This window comes from Kitasatospora sp. NPDC001119 (assembly GCF_053598475.1).
Genome location: NZ_JBSFKI010000022.1, coordinates 38973 through 60788 on the forward strand (window position 1 = coordinate 38973; position 21816 = coordinate 60788).

At 74.8% G+C, this 21816-nt stretch carries 20 protein-coding genes; 9 read left to right on the forward strand and 11 right to left on the reverse strand.

Annotated elements, in window-relative coordinates:
* Nucleotides 1-31: 31 nt before the first annotated feature.
* A complete protein-coding gene (locus ACWDD9_RS25885) occupies nucleotides 32-661 on the forward strand; it encodes an HAD family hydrolase (protein ID WP_049658472.1) in 630 nt (209 codons plus the stop codon).
* 45 nt (nucleotides 662-706) lie between these two features.
* Here ACWDD9_RS25885 and ACWDD9_RS25890 read toward each other — a convergent pair whose 3' ends face one another.
* Complete coding sequence (locus ACWDD9_RS25890) at nucleotides 707-946, reverse strand: hypothetical protein (RefSeq protein WP_049658468.1); 240 nt, start codon at nucleotides 944-946, stop codon at nucleotides 707-709.
* Between the two features lie 470 nt (nucleotides 947-1416).
* On the opposite strand from ACWDD9_RS25890, the gene ACWDD9_RS25895 reads away from it, so the two are divergent.
* A complete protein-coding gene (locus ACWDD9_RS25895) occupies nucleotides 1417-1800 on the forward strand; it encodes a cold-shock protein (RefSeq protein WP_049658465.1) in 384 nt (127 codons plus the stop codon).
* 49 nt (nucleotides 1801-1849) lie between these two features.
* Here the strand turns inward: ACWDD9_RS25895 and ACWDD9_RS25900 are convergent, their stop codons facing one another.
* The 4 genes from ACWDD9_RS25900 to ACWDD9_RS25915 all read right to left on the reverse strand — a co-directional run bounded on the left by ACWDD9_RS25900 (nucleotide 1850) and on the right by ACWDD9_RS25915 (nucleotide 5429).
* On the reverse strand, nucleotides 1850-2701 hold the full coding sequence (locus tag ACWDD9_RS25900) for a 1,4-dihydroxy-6-naphthoate synthase (RefSeq protein ID WP_079272738.1): 852 nt from the start codon (nucleotides 2699-2701) through the stop codon (nucleotides 1850-1852).
* A gap of 11 nt (nucleotides 2702-2712) precedes the next feature.
* The gene (locus tag ACWDD9_RS25905; RefSeq protein WP_449812794.1) at nucleotides 2713-3462 is read right to left on the reverse strand and encodes a futalosine hydrolase; all 750 of its coding nucleotides are present in this window, start codon (nucleotides 3460-3462) and stop codon (nucleotides 2713-2715) included.
* 10 nt (nucleotides 3463-3472) lie between these two features.
* Nucleotides 3473-4003 (reverse strand): hypothetical protein, encoded by a 531-nt coding sequence (locus ACWDD9_RS25910; protein ID WP_049659504.1) that lies wholly within the window; start codon nucleotides 4001-4003, stop codon nucleotides 3473-3475.
* 73 nt (nucleotides 4004-4076) lie between these two features.
* Nucleotides 4077-5429, reverse strand: a complete 1353-nt coding sequence (locus tag ACWDD9_RS25915; protein WP_049659510.1) for an MFS transporter — start codon at nucleotides 5427-5429, stop codon at nucleotides 4077-4079.
* A gap of 572 nt (nucleotides 5430-6001) precedes the next feature.
* On the opposite strand from ACWDD9_RS25915, the gene ACWDD9_RS25920 reads away from it, so the two are divergent.
* Together ACWDD9_RS25920 and ACWDD9_RS25925 are read left to right on the forward strand one after the other, a co-directional pair.
* Nucleotides 6002-6883, forward strand: a complete 882-nt coding sequence (locus ACWDD9_RS25920; RefSeq protein WP_049659506.1) for a DUF3027 domain-containing protein — start codon at nucleotides 6002-6004, stop codon at nucleotides 6881-6883.
* 224 nt (nucleotides 6884-7107) lie between these two features.
* Nucleotides 7108-10404 (forward strand): sacsin N-terminal ATP-binding-like domain-containing protein, encoded by a 3297-nt coding sequence (locus ACWDD9_RS25925; RefSeq protein WP_380740368.1) that lies wholly within the window; start codon nucleotides 7108-7110, stop codon nucleotides 10402-10404.
* On the opposite strand, the gene ACWDD9_RS25930 is transcribed toward ACWDD9_RS25925, so the two are convergent.
* The 3 genes from ACWDD9_RS25930 to ACWDD9_RS25940 all read right to left on the reverse strand — a co-directional run bounded on the left by ACWDD9_RS25930 (nucleotide 10368) and on the right by ACWDD9_RS25940 (nucleotide 13552).
* Nucleotides 10368-10637 (reverse strand): hypothetical protein, encoded by a 270-nt coding sequence (locus tag ACWDD9_RS25930; protein WP_049655012.1) that lies wholly within the window; start codon nucleotides 10635-10637, stop codon nucleotides 10368-10370. The genes ACWDD9_RS25925 and ACWDD9_RS25930 overlap by 37 nt on opposite strands.
* Nucleotides 10638-10716: 79 nt before the next feature.
* On the reverse strand, nucleotides 10717-13176 hold the full coding sequence (locus ACWDD9_RS25935) for an HAD-IC family P-type ATPase (RefSeq protein WP_049655015.1): 2460 nt from the start codon (nucleotides 13174-13176) through the stop codon (nucleotides 10717-10719).
* 52 nt (nucleotides 13177-13228) lie between these two features.
* Nucleotides 13229-13552 carry a DUF2530 domain-containing protein gene (locus tag ACWDD9_RS25940; RefSeq protein ID WP_074005466.1) on the reverse strand — a complete coding sequence of 108 codons (324 nt, stop codon included), beginning with the start codon at nucleotides 13550-13552 and terminating at the stop codon, nucleotides 13229-13231.
* A gap of 176 nt (nucleotides 13553-13728) precedes the next feature.
* Between ACWDD9_RS25940 and ACWDD9_RS25945 the strand changes: the two genes are divergently transcribed.
* A complete protein-coding gene (locus ACWDD9_RS25945; RefSeq protein WP_049655021.1) occupies nucleotides 13729-15189 on the forward strand; it encodes an NCS2 family permease in 1461 nt (486 codons plus the stop codon).
* Between the two features lie 195 nt (nucleotides 15190-15384).
* Entirely contained in the window at nucleotides 15385-15843 is a 459-nt protein-coding gene (locus ACWDD9_RS25950; protein ID WP_449812795.1) for an RICIN domain-containing protein, read from the forward strand.
* Nucleotides 15844-15926: 83 nt separating this feature from the next.
* Here the strand turns inward: ACWDD9_RS25950 and ACWDD9_RS25955 are convergent, their stop codons facing one another.
* Entirely contained in the window at nucleotides 15927-16376 is a 450-nt protein-coding gene (locus ACWDD9_RS25955; protein ID WP_117489107.1) for a VOC family protein, read from the reverse strand.
* 131 nt (nucleotides 16377-16507) lie between these two features.
* Here ACWDD9_RS25955 and ACWDD9_RS25960 point away from each other — a divergent pair, with 131 nt between their 5' ends.
* Nucleotides 16508-17431 (forward strand): DUF4231 domain-containing protein, encoded by a 924-nt coding sequence (locus ACWDD9_RS25960; protein WP_049655027.1) that lies wholly within the window; start codon nucleotides 16508-16510, stop codon nucleotides 17429-17431.
* Nucleotides 17432-17634: 203 nt separating this feature from the next.
* Complete coding sequence (locus ACWDD9_RS25965; RefSeq protein WP_074005468.1) at nucleotides 17635-19353, forward strand: hydrogenase maturation protein; 1719 nt, start codon at nucleotides 17635-17637, stop codon at nucleotides 19351-19353.
* A 189-nt stretch (nucleotides 19354-19542) separates the two neighbouring features.
* On the opposite strand, the gene ACWDD9_RS25970 is transcribed toward ACWDD9_RS25965, so the two are convergent.
* Both ACWDD9_RS25970 and ACWDD9_RS25975 read right to left on the reverse strand, forming a co-directional pair.
* Nucleotides 19543-20391 (reverse strand): MHYT domain-containing protein, encoded by an 849-nt coding sequence (locus ACWDD9_RS25970; protein WP_375876453.1) that lies wholly within the window; start codon nucleotides 20389-20391, stop codon nucleotides 19543-19545.
* A gap of 283 nt (nucleotides 20392-20674) precedes the next feature.
* The gene (locus tag ACWDD9_RS25975) at nucleotides 20675-21169 is read right to left on the reverse strand and encodes a VOC family protein (protein ID WP_234348557.1); all 495 of its coding nucleotides are present in this window, start codon (nucleotides 21167-21169) and stop codon (nucleotides 20675-20677) included.
* A gap of 123 nt (nucleotides 21170-21292) precedes the next feature.
* Here ACWDD9_RS25975 and ACWDD9_RS25980 point away from each other — a divergent pair, with 123 nt between their 5' ends.
* Nucleotides 21293-21727 carry a MarR family winged helix-turn-helix transcriptional regulator gene (locus ACWDD9_RS25980; protein WP_030235202.1) on the forward strand — a complete coding sequence of 145 codons (435 nt, stop codon included), beginning with the start codon at nucleotides 21293-21295 and terminating at the stop codon, nucleotides 21725-21727.
* Nucleotides 21728-21816 lie beyond the last annotated feature (89 nt).

The following is a 21816-nucleotide window of genomic DNA, read 5'->3' on the forward strand; positions in this document are numbered from 1 at the left end:
GCCCGGGGCACCCGTTGGGTAGCCTGGCGGCATGCCCGCGACCTCACCCGCCCCGCTCACCGTCGGCTTCGACCTCGACATGACGCTGCTGGACACCCGGCCGGGTATCCGCGCCACCTACCTGGCGCTCTCCGCCGAGACCGGCACCCCCATCGACGCCGACCTGGTGGTCACCCGGCTCGGCCCGCCGCTGCTGGACGAGATCCGCAACTGGTTCCCGGAGCACGAGGTGGAGCGGGCCGTCACCCGCTACCGCGAGCTCTACCGCGACCACGCCTTCGCCCCGACCGTGGCCCTGCCCGGCGCCCACGCCGCCGTCGAGGCGGTCCGCGCCCACGGCGGCCGGGTCGCGGTGATCACCGGCAAGTACGAGCCGAACGCCCGCCTCCACCTGGAGCACGCCGGGCTGGCCGCGGACACCGTGATCGGCGACCTGTGGGCGGAGACCAAGGGCGACGCGCTGCGCGAGCACGGCGCGAGCGTCTACGTCGGCGACCACCTCGGCGACATCCGCGGGGCCCGGCACGCCGACGCCCTCGCGGTCTGCGTGCCCACCGGCCCGTACAGCGCGCGGGAACTCCACGAGGCGGGCGCGGACGTGGTGCTGGACGACCTCACCGGCTTCCCGGACTGGCTCGCCGGGCACCTGGCCGACCGCTAGGGCGGGCGCCGGAGCAGGCCCGCGGGCCTCAGGAGGCGGAGGGCCTCAGGACTCGACCGGCTCGATCCGGCGGCGCTGGGCCCGCGCGTTCAGCAGCAGTCCGGTCAGCGCGGCCAGGAAGCCGGCCGGCATCAGCATGCTCAGCCAGTACGCGGCCGTCGGCAGCGGCGTCAGGTGCAGGAACAGCGGGACGAAGGTGACCAGGGTGGCGAGCGCGCCGAGACCGAAGACGATCACCCCGGCCTTGACGTACACGTCGCCGGGGTCGGCGCTCTGGCTGCTCACGTCTGCTCACTCCTACGGGCCGGTCGGAACTGCCCCCAGTCTGGCAGAGCGGCCGCCGGGGAGGCCCACCGGAGCGGGCCGGTCACGTTGCGCAGTTTCCCGGCAGCTGAACGTTTTGATCCCTGTTGAGCGGGGGTATGCACGGGGTGCCGAGGGGCGCTACAGGTGCGCCCCGCGTCCTCAGACCCGGGGGTGTGAGCCGATGGACCGCGCGGAGCCGCGCCCCGGCCGTGCCAGTGCCGGGTCGCCCGTGACCGCGAGATCCCGTTCCCGCCGCCCCCACCGGGCCTCGGAACGCGGGTCCCTCGCGGAACGCGGATGAGGCAGTGACGGACGGTTAGTCTGCTCCTGACCGCGTGCCGGCCACGAGCGCCCACGGGCGCCGAGCCGAGGTCGGCCGCCTTTCCCCACCACCCAGTGATCCCCGGCCAGGGCCGGGATCCCTCACACCCATTCGAGGACTGTTCGAGATGCCCACCGGCCAGGTCAAGTGGTTCAACGAGACGAAGGGCTTCGGCTTCCTGTCGCGCGACGACGGCGGGGACGTCTTCGTCCACACCAAGGCGCTGCCCGACGGTGTCACGTCGCTGAAGCCGGGTCAGCGGGTCGAGTTCGGCGTGGTCGCCGGCCACCGCGGGGACCAGGCGATGGCCGTGCAGCTGCTGGACGCACTGCCCTCGGTGGCCGCCGCCCAGCGGCGGAGCGCCGACGACATGGCGCCGATCGTCCAGGACCTGATCACCACGCTGGACGCGGTGCTGCCCGGCCTCCAGCGCGGGCGCTACCCCGCCAAGCCGACCGGCCAGAAGCTGGCCGGCCTGCTGCGCGCGGTGGCCGACAACTTCGACGTCTGACGGGGAGCCGGACAGCCCTGGAGCCGGAACGCGCTGAAGTCGGAACGCTCTAGAACGCCAGCGCACCCGGGTCGAGCGGGGGCACCAGCCCCTCCGCGGCGGCCCGGGTGAGCAGCGCGCGGACGGCCGCGTAGCCCTCCTCGCCGAGGTCCTCGGTGAACTCGGTGACGTACAGCCCGATGTGCTGCTCGGCGACGTCCAGGTCCATCTCCTGGGCGTGCGCCAGCACGTACCCGCGGCTCGCGGCCGGGTCCGCCCAGGCCTGCCGGACGGAGGAGCGGATCGCGTCGGCGATCTCCCGCAGCCGCTCGGCGCCGAGCGAGCGCCGGGCGACGATCGCGCCCAGCGGGATCGGCAGGCCGGTCTCCCGCTCCCAGGCCTCGCCCATGTCGGCCAGGCTGTGCAGGCCGTACTGCTGGTACGTGAAGCGGGCCTCGTGGATGACCAGGCCGGCGTCCACCCGGCCGTCCCGGACGGCGGGCATGATCTCGTGGAACGGCAGGACGACGATCTCGCCGAAGCCGCCCGGCACCGCCTTCGCCGCCCAGAGCCGGAACAGCAGGTAGGCGGTGGAGCGCTCGGAGGGCACCGCGACGGTCTTCCCGGCCAGGTCGGCGGGGGAGTCCACGCCCGGCAGGGTGAGCACCAGCGGGCCGCAGCCGCGGCCCAGCGCGCCGCCGCAGGGCAGCAGGGCGTACTGCTCCAGGACCCAGGGCAGCGCGCCGTAGCTGATCTTCAGCACGTCCAGCTCGCCGCGCTCGGCCTGCCCGTTGGTGATGTCGATGTCGGCGAAGGTCACCTCGGGGGCGTCCGCCCCGGGCACCAGGCCGTGCGCCCAGGCGTGGAAGACGAAGGTGTCGTTCGGGCAGGGCGAGTACGCGATGCTCAGCCGTTCAGCCACGGCCGGCCTCCTCAATCGGTTCGTGGAGCGGATGCCAGCTCGTGGACGGGCAGGGCGGCGAAGGCCCGTTCCAGCGCGCCCAGCGCCTCGCCGATCCGCCAGGCGGCCCGGTCGCGCGGGCCCACCGGGTTGGACACGGTGCGCAGTTCGAGGGCCGGCACGCCGTACCGGGCGGCGGCCTCGGCCACGCCGAAGCCCTCCATCGCCTCGGCGACGGCGCCCGGGTGGCGGGCGGCCAGCGCGGCGGCGCGCTCGGCGCTGCCGGTGACGGTGGAGACGGTCAGCACCGGGCCGGTCACGGCGTCCAGCGCCCGCGCGGCCAGCGCGACGGCGGCCGGCGGCGGGGTGTGCCGGACGGTGCCGAAGCCCAGCTCGGTGACGTCGGCGAAGCCCTCGGGGGTCTCGGCGCCGAGGTCCGCGGCCACGATCGCGTCGGCCAGCACGGTGGCGCCGACCGGGGCGAGCGGGGCGAAGCCGCCGGCGATCCCGGCCGAGACGGCCAGGGCGTACGGGTGGGCCGCCAGCGCGGTGGCGGCGGCGGCTGCGGCGGCGGCCGGGCCGACCCCGGCGGCCAGCACGTCCACCGGCACCGCCAGGGCCCGGTGCAGCGTGCCGCCGGGCAGCGGCAGCGCGGCGGACCCGCCGGGCAGGCCGCGCAGCACCGCCTCGGCCTCGGCGGCGACCGCGACGACGACGAGCAGCCGGGCCCCCGCGGGGTCCGACCGCTCGCCCCGGCCGTCGGCGACGGCGTGCGCGGTCATCGCGGGACCGTCAGCTGTCCTGGGTGTTCAGCTGGAAGTACCAGACGGCGATCGGGGCCTCCTGGTTCGGGTCGCCCTCGACCACGGTCACCACGGTCTTGCCGCTGGAGTTCAGCAGCTTGCCCGCGGCCTGGGCGCCGGACCAGGTCTGGCCCTTGGCGGCCGAGAACAGGCTGTAGCGCCCGCCCTGGTTGGCCGAGCCGCCGTTGGTGAAGGCCCACCAGCCCGTGTCGGCCACGTTCGGCGAGACGCCGACGCCGACCCGGTCGCTGCCCACGACGTCCGAGGAGGGCAGCGAGCCGTCCTTCAGCGCCTTGGTCGCGTCCTCCTGGCACTGCTGCTGCTGGTCCTCGGTGAGCGGGCTGCCGCCGTTCCAGCACAGCGGCTGCGCGACGACCGAGGAGTTGCCCACCGTGAGCGTGGCCTGGTGGGAGATGTGCTCGGTCTGGCCGGCGGCGATGGCGACGGAGGTGCCCACCGTGGCGGCGCCGACCACGACGACGGCGCCGAGGGCGGCGATGGCACGGGAATTGAGGCTCATGCGTCAGAATCTACCGGGCCGGGCCGATCACGCGACGCGGGGGTAGGCACCGCGTGTTGCCGCACCGCCCCGTTCAGGCCACCCGGGGGGTCGCCGGGTGCCGCCGCAGGCCCACCCGGAAGAGCGAGCGGAGCGTCCACAGCAGCGCCAGGCCGACCACCCCGGCGGCGATCGACAGGCCCAGCTCACCGTTCAGCGGCAGCAGGATGCCGACCGCGCCGCCGGCCACCCAGGACACCTGCATCAGGGTCTCCGACCGGGCGAACGCCGAGGTCCGCACCGCCTCCGGGACGTCCCGCTGGATCAGCGCGTCCAGCGCCAGCTTGCCCAGCGAGGCCGCCATCCCGGCCACCCCGGCGACCAGAACCACCGTCACCACGCCGTACCAGAGCGCGGCCGCCGCCGTCACGCAGGTCGCCAGCAGCAGCATCGCGGCGACCGTCGCCTCCGGGCCCCGGGTGCGCAGCCAGGAGCCGAGCACCGAGCCCAGCGCGTTGCCCGTCCCGGCCGCCAGCGCCACCAGGCCCAGCGCCACCGTCGGCCGCAGCCCGCCGATCGGCTCCTCCCGCAGCAGGAAGGCCAGGAACATCACCAGGAAGCCGACCAGCCACTTCATCGCCGACATCGCCCGCAGCGCCAGGATCACCGAGGGGCCGACCGTGCGCAGCGAGGCCTTGACCGGCGGCGGCCGGTGGTGGATCAGGTGCGAGCCCTCGCCGTGCACCTCGGCGTGCAGGACGGCCCGCTGCTCGCCCTTGGCGGAGTCCACCGTGGGCGGCAGGTGGAAGGCCATCAGGGTGCCGACGACGAACACCAGGAAGGCGCCGCGCAGCGGCCAGCCGGGCCCGATCAGGTGCAGCAGCCCGCCCACCGCGGCGGCCACGCCGGTGGCCAGCAGCCCGGCCAGGGTGACCCGGGAGTTCGCCTTCACCAGGGACAGCCGGCTCGGCAGCAGCCGGGGCACCACCACGCTGCGCACCACCCCGTACGCCTTGGACGCGACCAGCACGCCGAGCGCCTCCGGGTAGAGCGCGATGCCGCCGCCGGCGATCACCCCGGCCATCGTCCAGGCCAGCACGGCGCGGGCCAGCATGGCCATCGCCATGGCCGCCCGGCGGCCGTGCGGGAGGCGGTCCAGCAGCGGGCCGACCACCGGGGCCAGGAGGGCGAACGGGGCCATCGTGATCAGCAGGTAGAGCGCGACCCGGCCGCGGGCCTCGCCGGTGGGCACCGAGAAGAAGATGGTGGACGCCAGCGCGATGGTGATCAGCATGTCGCCGAAGGAGTTGAGCGCGTGCAGCTCGATCAGTTTGGCGAGGCCGGACTCGCCCGCGCCCTCGGCGGCGGTGGCCCGGCGGATCCGCCGGCCGGTGCCGTGCACCACCTTGCCGGTGCGGGAGCCGGCGGCGGAGGCGGTGCGGACCAGGAAGTGCCGGCGGGGCTCGGGGACCTCGTCCCCGAACTCGTCCTCGTCCCCGTGCCCGTCCGGCTGCCGCGCGGTCCGGTCGGGGGCTCCTGGCGTCTCCGGGGCCTCGTTCCCGGGCCGGTCCGGGGGGCCGGCGGGCGCCTCGGGGCCGTCCGCCGGCTGCGGTTCGTCCGCGCCGGGGACCGGGGGCTGCTGTCGCGGCACGGCGTCCGCCTGGTCGGGGCTGCCGGCCTGCGGGGCGCGCAGTGCGTGCTGCGACGGGTCGTGGTCCGCCACAAGCCCATCCTGCCCCAGAAACGCCGAGCCGACGCGGGACCGGACTCCGCTCGGCGCGGCCCCGGAGCGGCCGTGTCCGCCCCGGACTGTGCCGGGGCACCGGCCGACGGGTAGCCTGCCCAAGGTCGACCCGCCGGAGCGCCGGGGCGCCGGCAGGCCGGTCGAGCGGCGCGGCCGGTACCCGAGGGGGCTCCCGGTCGCGCAGAATGGACGAGGGACACCGAGCCGCGACGGAACAGGCAACACGCCGTGGGCGACAGAAGAACTGGGAGAGAATCGACGCCGTGAGTGCTGCGATGCGAAGCCGTACCCCCGACCGGCTCTGTGCCGAGGCCGTCGAACTCGCCCGCCAGGCCGCCGAGGAGGCCGTCGGTGCGGAGGCCGTCGGGCCGCACCTGGGCGTCCAGGCCGACGCCGACCGCGTCGTCACCCACACCTTCGAGTGCCTGGACGCGGCCTACCGCGGCTGGCACTGGGCGGTCACCGTCGCCCGCGCCCCGCGCGCCAAGAACGTGACCCTGGACGAGGTCGTGCTGCTGCCGGGCGCCGACGCGGTGCTCGCCCCCGAGTGGGTGCCGTGGAGCGACCGGCTGCGCCCCGGCGACATGGGCCCGGGCGACCTGCTGCCCACCGGCGCCGACGACCTGCGGCTGGAGCCCGGCTGGACCGGCGAGGACGAGCCGGCGCCGAACTCCGCGGTCGCCCTGGTGGACGACGAGGACCTGGTCGTCACCGACCCGCACGTCCAGCCCGCCCCGGCCCGCGCCCGGATCAACGCCGTCGCCGAGGAGCTGGGCCTCGGCCGCAGCCGGGTGCTCTCCCGGCTCGGCCTGCACCTGGCCGCCGAGCGCTGGGAGAAGTCCCACGGCCCGCAGACCCCGATGGCGCAGGCCGCCCCGGCCTCGTGCGCGAGCTGCGGCTTCCTGGTGCCGATCGGCGGCTCGCTCGGGCAGGCCTTCGGCGTGTGCGGCAACGAGTTCGGCCCGGCCGACGGCCAGATCGTCTCCTTCGCGTACGGCTGCGGCGGGCACTCCGAGGCGGCCGTCATCCCGGCTCCGCCGGCGCCGTCCGAGCTGATCCTGGACGAGCTGGTGGTCGAGCCGCTGCCGCTGCACCCGGACCGTGCCTCCGGTTCCGTCGAGCCCGACGGCCCGGCCGAGGAGCTCGGCCACTCCTGAGCCCCGGGCCTTCCCTCGGGTCTGTCTTCCGCGGCCCGCACTGGTCACCGACCGGTGCGGGCCGCGGTGCTGTCCGGACGGTTCCGCGCGGCTCCGGGCGGGCGGCGGGGGCGCCATCGGCGCCGTCCCGGGGCCGACGCCGGCGGGGTCCGTGGTCGGGAGCAGTCGGTGGGGCAGGGAAGAATGCCCTACGACGAACAGGGCAGCGGAAGGTGGCAGGTCCAGTGGAACCTCGGATCATCGGCAGCGGCACGGACGAGCACCTCGCGGACCCCTTCGGGAGCGCCGCGCTGCGCCGGCGGGTGCTGGACGCCTGGGCCGCCTCGCCGTCCCGGTTCCGGGAGGACGCCAACGCCGAGGAGGAGCTGGCGCTTGGCGGCTACCGGGACCGCCTGGTGGTCGAGTTGGCGCAGAACGCGGCCGACGCCGCGGTCCGGGCCGGCCACGGCCCCGGCCGGCTGCGGCTGACCCTCGCCGACGGCGTGCTCGCCGCCGCCAACACCGGCGCCCCGCTGGACGCGGCCGCCGTCGAGTCGCTGTCCACCCTGCGCGCCTCCTCCAAGCGCGGCGAGGCGCCCGCCGTGGGCCGATTCGGGGTCGGCTTCGCCGCCGTCCTCGCGGTCACCGACGAGCCCGCCGTGCTGGGCGCCGGCGGCGGGGTGCGCTGGTCGCTCGGCGAGGCCCGGTCGCTGGCCGGGGCCCAGCCCGAGCTGGCCGAGGAGCTGCGCCGCCGGGACGGCCACGTGCCGCTGCTGCGGCTGCCGTTCGCGGCCGAGGGCACCGCCCCGGAGGGCTACGACACGGTGGTCGTGCTGCCGCTGCGGGACGCCGCCGCCGAGGACCTGACCCGCCGTCTGCTGGCCGGGATCGACGACGCGCTGCTGCTCACCCTGCCCGGCCTGCGCGAGGTCGTGGTGGAGACCCCGGACGGCGTCCGGACGCTCACCCGGGACGCCGCCGAGACCCGCCCGGACGGGGTCACCGAGGTCACCGTCACCGACGACGCGGACGGCCGGCCGCGGCGGACGGTCTGGCAGACCGCCGGCGCCTCCGGCACGCTCGCCGCCGAGCTGCTGGCCGACCGGCCCACCGAGGAGCGCGCCCGCCCGTACTGGACGGTGACCTGGGCCGTGCCGGTCGGCGAGGACGGCGCCCCGCAGCGGCCCCGGATCGCCTCCGTGCTGCACGCGCCCACCCCCAGCGACGAGCCGGTCGGCCTGCCCGCGCTGCTGATCGCCTCCTACCCGCTGGACTCCACCCGCCGGCACGTCGCCCCCGGCCCGCTGGCCGACTTCCTCACCGAGCGGGCCGCCGACAGCTACGCCGAGCTGCTGCGCGCCCGTGGCGCCGACCTCGGCTCGCTCGGCCTCGTCCCGGCCCCGCTCGGCCAGGGCGCGCTGGACAACGCGCTGCGCGCCGGGGTGCTCTCCCGGCTGCCCGACACGCCGTTCCTGCCGCACCCGGCGCCGGTCGAGGAGGGCACGCCCGCGCTGCGGCCCCGGGACGCGACGCTGCTGGAGGGCGCGGACGGCTCGGTGGTCGAGGCGCTCTCGCCGATCTTCCCCGGGCTGCTGCCGGCCGGCCTGGAGCGCCGTACCGAGCTGCGGGTGCTGAACGTGCGCCGGGTGCCGCTGGCCGAGGTGGTGGACCAGCTCGGCGGCCTGGACCGCGAGCCCGCGTGGTGGCGCAACCTGTACGCGGCGCTCGGCGCGGCCGACCCGGAGGCGCTCGGCGCGCTGCCCGTCCCGCTCGCCGACGGGCGGACGGTCACCGGGCCGCGGCGCGTCCTGCTGCCCTCCGAGGACGCCGACTGGGCGGCCTTCCCCGGCTACCCCGGGTCGCTCGCGGGCGCGCTCGCGGCGCTCGACCTGCGGCTGGCCCACCCCGAGGCCGCCCACCCGCTGCTGGCCAGGCTCGGCGCCGGCACCGCCACCCCGGCCGGGGTGCTGGACACCCCCGAGGCGCGGGCCGCCGTCGCCCGCTCCTACGAGCTGGCCGAGGACGACCTCGACGCGGCGCTCGAACTCGCCGACGCCGTCCTGGCGTTGGTGAAGGCCGCCGCCCCGGAGCCGGGCGCCCACCCCTGGCTGGCCCGGCTGGCGCTGCTCGACGACGAGGGCGAGCCCGCCCGGGCCGGCGAACTCGTGCTGCCCGGAAGCCCGTTCGCCGCGCTCGCCCGCGAGGAGGACGCCGGCTGGGTGGACGACGAGCTGCTGGAGCGCTGGGGGTCCGAGGTGCTCGCCGCGGTCGGCGTGCTGGCCGACTTCGTGCTGGTGCGCGCCGAGGACGTGGTGCTCGACCCGGACGACCTGGAGCGGCTCGACCCGACCGTCCCCGCCGACCGCGCGGCCGGCGGCCACCCCACCGGCCTGCTGGACGAGGCGCCGGACGGGCTCGCCGAGTGGGCCGAGGACGCGCTGGAGGCGCTGCAGGCCGACGAGGCGGTCGGCGTCCCGCCGGTCGCCGCCGAGCTGCTGGCCGTGCGCGACCTCGACCTGGTGGACGACGACGCCTGGCCGGAGGCGCTCGCCGCGCTGGCCCGCCCGCCGTACCGGGAGGCCGTGGTCGGCCCGGTGCGCACCCTGCTGCCGGACGGCTCGTACGCCGACCTGCCGCCGTACACCGCCTGGTGGCTGCGCGACCACCCGGTGCTGGCGGGCCGTGAGCCGGCCGGCCTGCGCGCCGCCGGGGCCGACCCGCTGCTGCGCGGCCTGTACGACGAGGCCCGCACCACCCTGGACGAGCAGTTCCTGCACGCGCTCGGGGTGCGCACCACGCTGGCCGCGCTGCTCGCCGAGCCGCACGGGCCGGACGAGGTGCTGGACCGGATGACCGACCCGGACGCCGAGGTCGGCCACCGCCAGCTGCACGGCATCCACACCGCGCTGGCCCGGGTGGACCGCGAGCGGATCGAGCCGCTGGACGTGGTGCGGGCGCTGCCGCCGATGGACCCGGACACCGGGCGCCGGCCGGCCCACACCGTGGTGGTGGACGCCACCGAGGCGGTCGTCGCCGACGCCCCCGACCTGGTCCAGCTGCTGCACCCGTACCCGCTGCTGCCGGTCGCCCCGGCGCTGGCCGCCGACCTCGCCGAGCGGCTGCACGTGTCGCTGGCCAGCGAGGTGGCGGGCGGCCGGGTGCTGTCCGAGGGCGTGCTGCACCGGGTCCCGGCGGTGGTGCGGGAGCTGCTGCCCGGCTGCCCGGTCGCCTACGAGGAGCACGAGGAGCTGCTGGTCGTCGGGCCGGACGGCGGCGAGGCGGCGGTGGACTGGCGCTGGGACACCGGGGCGGACACCCCGGAGCCGCCGTACGACCCGGAGCTGGCCGAGGCCGGCGACGAGGACGACGAGTTCGAGGTCCCGCCGGTGCCCGGCCTGCTGCACGCGGCCACCCCGGAGGGCCTCGCCGCCGGGCTGGCCTGGTCGGTCGGGCAGTGGCACCGCCGCTTCGAGGTGCTGGCCGCGCTCAGCGAGCCCGACCGCGCCTACGAGCTCTCGGCCGCCCGGGACTTCGAGGGCTGAGCCCCGCGGCGCGCACCGGTCGGCCGGTCGGTGCGCGCCCGCAGCCGCCGGTAGACGGCGGTGGTGGCGGTCAGCCAGACCGCGCCGAGCGTCACCAGCGCGGCGGTCCGCAGCGCGGGCGTGGGCCGGACGGTCAGCCCGACGCCCGCCATCGCCAGGGCGGCCAGTCCGGCCGCCGCCAAGCCGCCCAGGAAGGCGATGAACGCCTCCAGGTCCCCACCCCTGCGTGCCATTCGGCACCCCCTTCCGGGGTCATCATCGGGTGTGCGCGGGGGGCTTGTCACGCGGTGGCGCGGCCGGCCGGCGGCTCCGTCACTCCATGCCGCGGCGCTTCATCACGCGCCAGGCGATCTCCAGGGCGATGCCGCAGACCACCGCGACGGCGACGCCCGTCAGCGGGTCGCGGTAGCCGACCAGGGAGAGGTCGAAGAACGACTTCAGCGGGGGCACCAGCAGGACCAGGGCGAACGCGCCGCCCATGGCGCCGATCAGCAGCAGCCGCCACCAGTTGTACGGGCGGGCGACGATGGCGAGGACCCAGATGGCGATCAGGAAGAGCGTCAGGGTGGCCACGCTGGTGTCGGCCTTGAGGTCGGTCGCGTGGTCGGTGCGGGCGAGCGTGTAGGCGACGAAGGTGCCGGTGCCGGCGATGGCGCCGCCGGGGACCGCCAGCCGCAGCACGCGCTTCACGAAGCCGGTGCGGGCCCGCTCGTTGTTGGGGGCGAGGGCGAGGAAGAAGGCCGGGATGCCGATGGTCAGCGAGGACAGCACGGTGGAGTGCCGGGGCAGGAACGGGTACGGCGAGTGGGTGAAGATCACCAGGAGCGCCAGCAGGACCGAGTAGACGGTCTTCACCAGGAAGAGTGAGGCGACCCGCTCGATGTTGCCGATCACCCGGCGGCCCTCGGCCACCACCGACGGCAGCGAGGCGAAGGAGTCGTTCAGCAGCACGATCTGGGCGACCGCCTTGGTGGCGTCGGAGCCGGTGCCCATCGCCACGCCGATGTCGGCGTCCTTGAGCGCGAGCACGTCGTTGACGCCGTCTCCGGTCATCGCCACGGTGTGGCCGCGGGACTGCAGCGCCCCGACCAGCTGGCGCTTCTGCTGGGGGGTGACCCGGCCGAAGACGCTGGTCCGGTCGGCGGTCTCGGCGAGCTGCTCCGGGTCGGTGGGCAGGGAGCGGGCGTCCAGCGGGTGGTCGGCGCCGGGCAGGCCCAGGTGGCCGGCCACCGCGCCGACCGAGACCGCCGAGTCGCCGGAGATGACCTTGGCCCGGACCCGCTGGCCCTCGAAGTAGCGCAGGGTCTCGGCGGCGTCCGAGCGCAGCCGCTGCTGGAGCACCACCAGGGCGAGCGGGGTGAGGCCGGCCGCCGGGTCGGGGGAGTCCAGCGGGACGGGGGTGCGGCCCAGCAGCAGCACCCGCAGGCCCTGGGCGCCCAGTTCGTCCACCTCGGCCAGGGCCGGGTGCCCGGCGGGCAGCAGCACGTCGGGCGCGCCGAGCAGCCAGCTGGCCTCGCCGCCCTGCGGCTCCAGCAGCTGCACGCCGCTCCACTTGCGGGCGGAGGAGAAGGGCATCGCCTCGATCACCCGCCAGCCGTTCCGGCCGGAGGCGGCGCCGTCGTCGCCGCGCCCGTACGCGTCGATGACCGCCTGCATGGACGGGTTGGGGCGGGCGTCGGCGCCGGCCATCACGGCCAGCGCGTGTTGGACGGTGTCCTTGTCGACGGCGGCGGGCTCCCCGTCGGAGAGCACCCGCAGGTCGACCACGTCCATGCCGCCCTCGGTGAGGGTGCCGGTCTTGTCCAGGCAGACGGTGTCCACCCGGGCCAGGCCCTCGATCGCCGGGAGCTCCTGGACCAGGCACTGCTTGCGGCCGAGCCGGACCACGCCGATCGCGAAGGCGACCGAGGTCAGCAGCACCAGGCCCTCGGGGACCATCGGCACGATGCCGGCCACCATGCGCCGGACGGCCTCGCGCCAGTCCCGGCCCTCGACGGCCAGCTGGCTGATGATCAGGCCGAGGGCGGTGGGGATCAACAGGTAGGTGATGATCCGCAGGATGCTGTCGATGCCGGTGCGCAGCTCCGACTTCACCAGGGTGAACTTGCTGGCCTCCTCGGCGAGCTGGGCCGCGTAGGCCTCGCGGCCGACCTTGGTGGCGGTGAACGCGCCGGCGCCGGCCACCACGAAGCTGCCGGACATCACCTGGTCGCCGGGCTGCTTGAGGACCGGGTCGGGTTCGCCGGTGAGCAGCGACTCGTCGATCTCCAGGCCGTCCGCCTCGGTGACCTCGCCGTCCACGATCACCTTGTCGCCGATGCCGAGCAGCACGGTGTCGTCGAGGACGATCTCGGAGACGCCGACCTGCCGGGCGGTGCCGTCCCGGCGGACCTGCGGGCGGGCCTCGCCGATCAGGGCCAGGCTGTCCAGGGTCTTCTTGGCGCGCAGCTCCTGGATGATGCCGATCGCCGTGTTGGCCACGATGACCAGGCCGAACAGGCCGTCCTGGATCGGACCGACGATCAGGATGATTCCGAACATCACGCCGATGATCGCGTTGAAGCGGGTGAAGACGTTGGCGCGGACGATCTCCCGGGTGGACCGGCTGGACCGTACGGGGACGTCGTTGACCTGGCCCCGGGCGACCCGTTCGGCGACCTCGGCGGTGGTCAGGCCGCCGCGTCGGCCGGGCAGCAGGCCGAGGGGGTGGGCTCCGTCCGGGCGGTCTCCGTCGGCCGGCTGCTCTTCCGCCGGCTGGGCAGGCTGCGTCATGGCACCGACTCTACGGGCGCCTTATGTCCGGTGCGTGCTACTAAAGGACTATTCAGTCCGACCGGGTGGCCGGGTCCTGGCCGTCGTCGCCGGTCGTCCGTTCGGCCGTGTGCGCGGCCGCCTCGGCGGCTTCGGCGGCGCGGCCGCGGGCGATCGCGTCCCGCCGGGCGCGGCAGTACCAGAGGCCGATCAGGCCGAGCAGGCCGCCGGAGAGGCAGATCCAGGGCCAGGTGCCGTGGCCGTGCGCCGAGAGGCTGCCCTGGAAGGGGAGCAGGGCGAGGAAGGCGATGAACCACAGCACCGTGCCGCCGCCGACGATGGCGACGTCGTTGGCCTCCAGCGGAGGGGGCGAGGGGTGCAGTGGCGTCTTGGGCATGGGGCCTAGCGTACGGTGCGGTGGGGCGGCTGCGCGGGTGCCGTGACCCCGCGCGGGCTCTACGCGCGAAGATAGCGCGTGTGCGATCGGGAAACGATACTTGAGGCCCTGCGCCCGGCCACCGTCGCCCCGGGCGTTCCCACCCCCTCCTCAGCTCCCCCACAGAGGACGCACGCATGCCTGTGGTCCAGCCGACCACCGAGTCGCCCGAACCCGCCGACGCCGCGCCGCAGCCCCCCACGAGCGCCGTCGACCGCTTCTTCCGGATCAGCGAGCGGGGCTCCACCCTGCCGCGCGAGATCCGCGGCGGTGTCGCCACCTTCTTCACCATGGCGTACATCCTGGTGCTGAACCCGATCATCCTGGCCAGCGGCACGGACGTCACCGGGGCTCACCTGAACAGCGCCCAGCTGGTCACCGCCACCGCCCTCACCGCGGGTCTCACCACCCTGTTGATGGGCGTCATCGGCAACGTCCCGATCGGCCTGGCCGCCGGACTCGGCGTCAACACGATCGTGGCGCTCCAGCTCGCCCCCAAGATGACCTGGCCGGACGCCATGGGCATGGTCGTGCTGGCCGGTTTCGCGATCATGCTGCTGGTCGCCACCGGGCTGCGCGAGCGGGTCATGAACGCCGTCCCGCTCGGCCTGCGCAAGGCCATCGCGATCGGTATCGGCCTGTTCATCAGCCTGGTCGGCCTGGTCGACTCCGGCTTCGTCAGCCGCATCCCGGACGCCGCCCACACCACCGTCCCGCTCCAGCTCGGCGGCAACGGGCACCTGCTCGGCTTCCCGGTGCTGATCTTCGTGATCGGCCTGGTGCTCACCCTGGTCCTGCTGATCCGCAAGGTGCCCGGCGCCATCCTGATCAGCATCGCGGTCTCCACCGCGCTCGCCGCGGTCATCGACAAGGTGGCCGACGTCCCGGCGCTCAAGTGGGGCCTCACCGTCCCGACCTGGCCGGGCAACCCGGTCTCCGCGCCGGACTTCGGCCTGGTCGGCAAGGTCAGCCTGTTCGGCGGCTTCGAGAAGGTCGGCGTGCTGACCGGCCTGCTGTTCGTCTTCACCGTGCTGATGTCCTGCTTCTTCGACGCGATGGGCACCATCCTCGGCGTGGCCGACGAGGCCCACCTGCTGGACGAGAAGGGCGACCTGCCCGGCATCAACAAGGTCCTGATGGTCGACGGCATCGCCACCGCGGCCGGCGGCGCCACCTCGGCCTCCGCCAACACCTGCTTCGTCGAGTCCACCGCCGGCGTCGGCGAGGGCGCCCGGACCGGCTTCGCCTCGATCGTCACCGGCCTGCTCTTCGTGGTGGCGCTCTTCCTCACCCCGCTCGCCACCATGGTCCCGGCCCAGGCCGCCACCCCGGCCCTGATCACCGTCGGCTTCCTGATCCTGGCCAACTCGATCAAGGAGATCGACTGGGCCGACTACACGATCGCGATCCCGGCCTTCCTGACCATCGTGATGATGCCGTTCACCTACAGCATCACCAACGGCATCGGCATGGGCTTCATCGCCTTCTGCGTGCTGCGCCTGGCCGCCGGCCGCGGCCGCGAGGTCCCCGTCCCCATGTACGCGGTGGCGTCGGTCTTCGCCTTCTACTACCTGATGCCGGCCTTCGGCCTGCTCTGACGGCCCCCGCCGGTTCTCCGACGGCCCCGTCCTCCCGCTCGGGAGGGCGGGGCCGTCGGCATTCGCCGCAGCGGGGCTTCACACCTTCGGGTTGTTCTGCGGACGGGACGGTCGTGGCGCCTTGCCGGCGAGGGAGGTTCCCGGGTAGGGGCGCGGACCCATGACCGCGTACCCATGACCTGAAAGGAACCAGTCGTGAGCCGTACAACGGCTGCCGCGATGATCGGCGGCGCAGTCCTCGCTCTGACCATGACGACGGCCCCGGCCGCCTCGGCGCAGCCCGAGGGCCGGGTCGGGCAGATCCAGAACCTCCACTTCGGGCGGTGTCTCGCGGTGAACCCGGACCAGACCGTCGGGCTGGGCCCGTGCATCCCCGTGCCGCCGTTCCTCTGGGACGTCCCGAGCGAAGGGACGGGGCAGGTCCGCAGCCTCGCTGCGAACGCGTGCCTGACGGACGTGGACACCAGCAACCCGTGGGGCCACGCCGTACTCCTCCCGTGCACCGGCGACCTGCGCCAGGTGTGGGAGACCTTCGACTACGACGGTCCGTTCATCAAGAACGTCCTCACCGGCCGGTACCTGAAGGCCAACGACTCCGAGGGCGTCTACGTCGGCAGTCGGACCGGGTCCCACCCGGAGTGGGCCGTCCTCTGACGGACGGCGCCGGGCCGTGCCCGTGGGGCCGGCGGTGGTCGGGCAGTCGACCGCCGCCGGCCCCTTCGCGCGCCGGGGGCGGGTCAGTGGACGCAGAACTCGTTGCCCTCAGGGTCCTGCATGACCGTCCAGGCGCCGCCGGGCTCGTCGACGTGGCGGAGGGTGGTGGCGCCGAGGGCGGTGAGGCGGGCGACGGTGGCCTCGCGCTCGCCCGGGCCGGGGTGGACGTCGAGGTGCAGGCGGTTCTTGCCCTGCCGGGGCTCGGGGACGGCCTGGAACAGGACGCGGCGGCCGAGGCCGGTGTCCGAGGCCGGGTCGAACGGGTCCTCGGGGTGGCGGACGGCGGCCAGGGAGCGCCAGGCCGGGTGGCCGTCCACCTCGGTGAGGGCCTCCGGGCCGACCGCGCCGGCGGCGAGCAGCCGGGTGATCAGCGCGCCGTGGTCCTCCGGCGTGTACTCCAGGGCGGCGGCCCAGAAGGCGGCCTGGCGGTGCGGGTCGGCGCAGTCGATGACGAGCTTCCAGTGCAGCGGCATGTAACCGTTTCTACCGGTTACCCGGGGGTCGGGCAATGGCCGGCCGTCGGAAGTTGTCAAAAAGGCGCCCGTGTAGGCCAGTTGGCGGTGGGAATACTGGCTGGACGGAGAAGGGGGAGGGGACTCGACCGATGGTGCAACAGGATCCGCCGGGGGGCGTCGAGGCGCAGCTGCTGCCGGAGCTGTTCTGGACGACGGACAAGGCCTCGCTGGACGGCCAGCGGGAGACGCTGCGCTGGTACCGCGGCCTGATCGCGATGCTGGTGGTCGCCGCCGTGATCGGGTCGTTCCCCGACCCGGACGACAAGAACGCCCTCGACATCTGGCCGCTGTTCTCGGTCGCCGCCTTCCTGGTGGCCGGCTACTTCTGGTCCCGGCTGCGCCGCGGCAACCCGCAGGGCCGCTGGTACCAGGCCCGGGCGGCGGCCGAGTCGGTCAAGACGCTGGCTTGGAAGTACACCGTCCGGGCCCGGCCGTTCGACGGTGCGGCCGAGTCCGAGGACACCGACCGCGGCTACCTGCTCCAGGTCGAGGACGTGCTGCGGGCCTTCGAGGACCCGGAGATCGTGCCGCCCGGCAGCGTCGCCGAGATCACCCCGGAGATGCGCCGGCAGCGCGCCGAGAGCCTGACCGCCCGGCGCACGCTCTACCTGCGCACCCGGGTCGAGGGCCAGCGCACCTGGTACCGCTCCCGGGCCGAGGCCTGCGACTCGCAGGCGGTCTCCTGGGGGCTCGGCGTCGCGGTGCTGATCATCGTCGGTGCGGCGGCGGCCATCGCCCAGGCCACCGGTGCGCTGCCGGTGCACGTCTTCGGCGCCACCTCGGCCGCGGCGGCGGCGATCATCGCCTGGACGCAGCTCAAGCAGCTCGGCCCGCTGGCCGCCGCCTACCAACTGGCCGCGCGGGAGCTGGAGAACGTCGGCAACCAGCTGTCCGACCTCGACCTCAAGGCGCCGGACGCCGAGGCCCGTTGGGCCCGGCTGGCCGCCGAGGCGGAGGACGCGGTCTCCCGGGAGCACACCACCTGGCGGGCCCGCCGGGCGTTCCCGCGCTGAGCCGGGGCCGCGGGACGGGCGGGGGCGGGAGCGGCGCAGAGTACTCGACCGGAGCGGGGACTTGGGGAGATCCGGCGAAACGCGGGGTGCGGGTGTGCGGGGTGCGTGAGAGTAGGGCGCCCAGGTGCGGACCGTAATCGTTACGTGTCCATGCCCTGGTTTCATCGCCTGCGCGCGACCCCAGTTCCCGCCGGAGGCCCTCCTTGCGCATTCTCCTGATCGCCAGCGCGTTCAACAGCCTGACCCAGCGCGTCCACACCGGGCTGCGCGAGCGCGGCCACCAGGTCGCCGTCCAACTCGCCCTCGGTGACGAGCAGATGAGGGCGGCGGTGGTCCGCACCGACCCCGAGCTGATTATCTGTCCGATGCTCACCAAGGCCGTCCCGCAGGACATCTGGTCGACCCGGACCGTCCTGATCGTCCACCCGGGGCCCAAGGGCGACCGCGGCCCCTCCTCGCTCGACTGGGCGATCACCGAGGGGGCCGAGCGCTGGGGCGTCACCGTGCTGCAGGCCGTCGAGGAGATGGACGCCGGCGACATCTGGGCGTCCGTCGAGTTCCCCGTCCCGGCCTGCGGCAAGAGCGAGTTGTACCGGGGCGAGCTCGCCGACGCCGCCGTCGAGGCCGTCCTGCTGGCCGTCCAGCGGTACGAGGGCGGGCTGTTCACCCCCGAACCGCTGGACTACGCCCGGCCGGACGTGCACGGCGAACCGCGGCCCCCGCTGCGCCAGGAGGCCCGCCGGATCGACTGGGAGCGGGACGACACCGCCACCGTGCTGCGCAGGCTGCGCGCCGCCGACTCCCAGCCCGGCGTGCTGGACGAGCTGTACGGACGGGAGTTCTTCCTGCACGGCGGCCACCCCGAGGACGAGCTGCGCGGCCCGGTGCCCGGCGCCGTGCTGGCCACCCGGGACGGCGCCATCTGCCGGGCCACCGTGGACGGCGCGGTGTGGATACCGCAGCTGCGCCCGCGCCGCACCCCCGGCGGGCCGGCCACCTTCAAGCTGCCGGCCGCCACGGTGCTCGCCGACGAGCTGTACCGGGTCCGCGAGGTGCCGGTGAGCCCGGAGCGGGCGAGCGGCCGGGACACCTGGTCGGAGCTGCGCTACCACGAGGAGGGCGAGGTCGGGTTCCTCGAATTCGCCTACGCGGGCGGGGCGATGAGCACCGACCAGTGCCGCCGGCTGCTCGCCGCCTACCGGGAGGCGGCCGAGCGGCCGACCTCGGTGCTGGTGCTCGGCGCGCCCCGGGACTTCTTCTCCAACGGCATCCACCTCAACGTCATCCAGGGCGCGGCCTTCCCGGCGCTGGAGTCCTGGGAGAACATCAACGCGATGGACGACGTCGTCGAGGCGGTGCTGACCACGACGGACAAGGTGACGGTGGCGGCCCTGGCCGGGAACGCGGCGGCCGGCGGGCTGATGGCGGCGCTCGCCGCCGACGAGGTGTGGTGCCGGGACTCGGCGGTGCTCAACCCGCACTACCGGCTGATGGGCCTGTACGGCTCCGAGTACTGGACGTACACCCTGCCCCGCCGGGTCGGCGCCGAGCAGGCCGGGCGGCTCACCGCCGAGGCGCTGCCGGTCGGCGCGGACCACGCCCGCCGGATCGGCCTGGTGGACCGTACGGTCGGCGGGGACGCGGCCGGGTTCCGCCGCTGGGTGGCCCGGGAGGCGGCCCGGATCGCCGCCTCGCCGGAGCTCACCGGGCGGCTGGTGGATAAGAAGCGCCGCCGCGCGGCCGACGAGGAGGCCAAGCCGCTGGCCGAGTACCGGGCGGAGGAACTGCGCCGGATGCACGCCGACTTCTACCGGGCGGGCGAGCCGTACCACGCGCTGCGGCGGGACTTCGTGCACAAGGTCTGCCCGGTGGCCACGCCGGAGCACGTGGCGGGGCTGCTCGGGCGGCCGGCTCAGTCGTAGGCGGACCGCGTAGCGGTACGCGGCCCGCGCGGTCGTAACGGCCCACGCGGGCACAGGGGTTCGCGCGGGCTGGCCGAGCTGTGGCGGGTCGCGCGTCGTACGGGGAGGGCAGGAGCGGGACGGGCGGCGCCCGGCCGGGGTGGGGGGCCCGGCCGGACGCCCGCTCGGGCCCCGCTCCCGTACCCGGCGTCAGTGCCGGGCCGCCCCGCCCAGCGGCTGTCGCCGCTGCGGGACGAACTGGCCGTCCGGGTCGCCCGGGGTGCGCGCGGCCCGCGGGGGCAGCGGGGCGGCCGGACCGGCCAGCAGGGGTTGGGAGTCGGGTCGGCTCGGGGAGACGGCGAAGGCCAGCGAGCCGAAGAAGACGTAGCAGCCGAGCCCGACCCCGAGCGGGAAGATGAACTGGAGCGCCATCACGCCGCCTTCGGTGGAGCGCGAGAAGTCCAGCTGGACGGAGAGCGCCGCCATGCCGGTGTAGTGCATCGCGCAGACGGCCACGCCCATCACCGGCGCCGCCGCCAGGACGGCGAGCGTGCCCCGGATGTTCAGCGCGGCCCAGAGCGCGGCGGTGGCGGCGACCACGGCGATGGCCACCGAGGCCGCCACGACGGTCCGGTCGTAGCCGAGCCGGCCGGGCAGGACCATCGCGGCCATGCCCAGGTAGTGCATCGCGGCGACCCCGAGGCCGGTGGTCAGCCCGCCGACCAGCAGGGCCGGGGCGCGGCGGCGCCAGTACCCGACGGTGAAGAGTCCGATGCCGACCACGGCGACGGCGACCAGCAGGCTGAGCACGGTGAGCAGGGGCCGGTAGCTGATCTCGGCGCCGGTCACGGAGAAGCCGAGCATCGCGATGAAGTGCATCGACCAGATCCCGGCGCCGAGCGAGGTGGAGGCGAACAGCAGCCAGACGACCCGGGTGCGGCCCTGGGAGACTAGCGCCCAGCGGGCGCTGCGCAGCGCGACGAAGGCGCCGAGGCAGGCGACGAAGTACGAGACCGCCGGGGTCACCCAGCCGTGGTCGGCATGGTGGATCGCACCCAAGAGAGCTCCCTGGACGAGGGTTGAGGGCACCGGGGCGCGGGAGGGCGCGGCTGGTCGGGGAAGGCGCGCGGCGAACGGGCACCGGAGCGGGAACGCCGTCCCGCGGGGAGGAGCCTGGCGTGTGGTGCCCCTGACAAGGGGGAGATTAGCCATCGACCGGCAGTCGCACAATGTTCGCGTTTTTCGTGAAGTCCCAGGTCAGGATGGGCCTTTACGCGGCCTGCATGATCCCGGCACCAACCCCTGACACCGCCTGCGCACCGTCCCCGGCCGCCTTTGGTGCTTACTCCAAGGGGGCTAGCCCGAACGGGTGGCCGGCCGGGTCGATCAGCACCCGCAGCGTGCGGCCGTGCTGGTAGGCGGGCTCGGTGGCGCCGAGCGCGAGGGCCTTGGCGGTGGCCTCGTCCAGGTCGTCGACGTAGAAGTCGAGGTGGAAGTGCTTGCTGCCGTCCGGCTCCGTCCACGGCTCCGGCCGGTAGCCGGTCACCCGTCCGAAGCCCAGCGGGCTGCCGCCCTCGGGATTGTCCAGGATGGCGAAGTGGTCGTCCGCGTGCCTGGTCTCCCACCCCAGCAGTTCGCCGTAGAACGAGGCCAGCGCGACCGGGTCGGCGCAGTCGATGGTGACCATGGCGAGCCGGCCGAAGCCGGTGTCGGCGGGCCCGGTCGGCCCGGTCGGCTGGGGCTGCTCGGACGACCGGGGCCGGTCGGACCGTTCGGACGACTGCGGCCGTCCGGACGGCTCGGACCGCTCGGACCGCTCGGTGGCGAGGTCGGACATGGCAGGTCGGCCCTTCTGGGAGTCGAGAGCTGGGGCCCATCACCAATATGGCACCGGGGTGACCCTCCGGCACGGCGGCGGATCTCATTTTCCTTAGCGAGAGTAATGACGTAAGCTAAAGAGATGCCCGAGATGTCCGAGCAGGACCTCGCAGCGATCAGTCAGCTGCGATCGTCCACGATGCGCCTCTCCCGACGACTCAAACACCAGAGGGTGGAGGAGTCGCTGAGTCCCACCGAGATGGGAGTGCTGGGCACCCTCGCCCGGTGCGGGAAGGCGACGCCGGGTGAGCTCGCCCGGAAGGAGCACGTGCAGCCTCCTTCGATGACCAGGATCGTCGCGATGCTGGAGGAGAAGGGGCTGGTGCGGCGCGAACCGCACCCCGAGGACCGCCGACAGGTGGTCGTCAGCAGCACCGAGCAGGCCGAGACGATCCTCGCGGAGAGTCGTCGGCGCCGGAACGTCTGGCTCGCCGAGCTCGCCCAGGGGCTCGACGAGGAGGAGTGGGCCGTCCTCAGGGAGGCCGCGCCCGTGCTCTACAAGCTCGCACACCTGTAGCCGTACACCCGCGGTCCGTACGGCCGCAGCTCGTACACCTCTGAGGCACACCGACCCCGGCCGGCCGCCGGGAGAACAAGGAGCCCGCA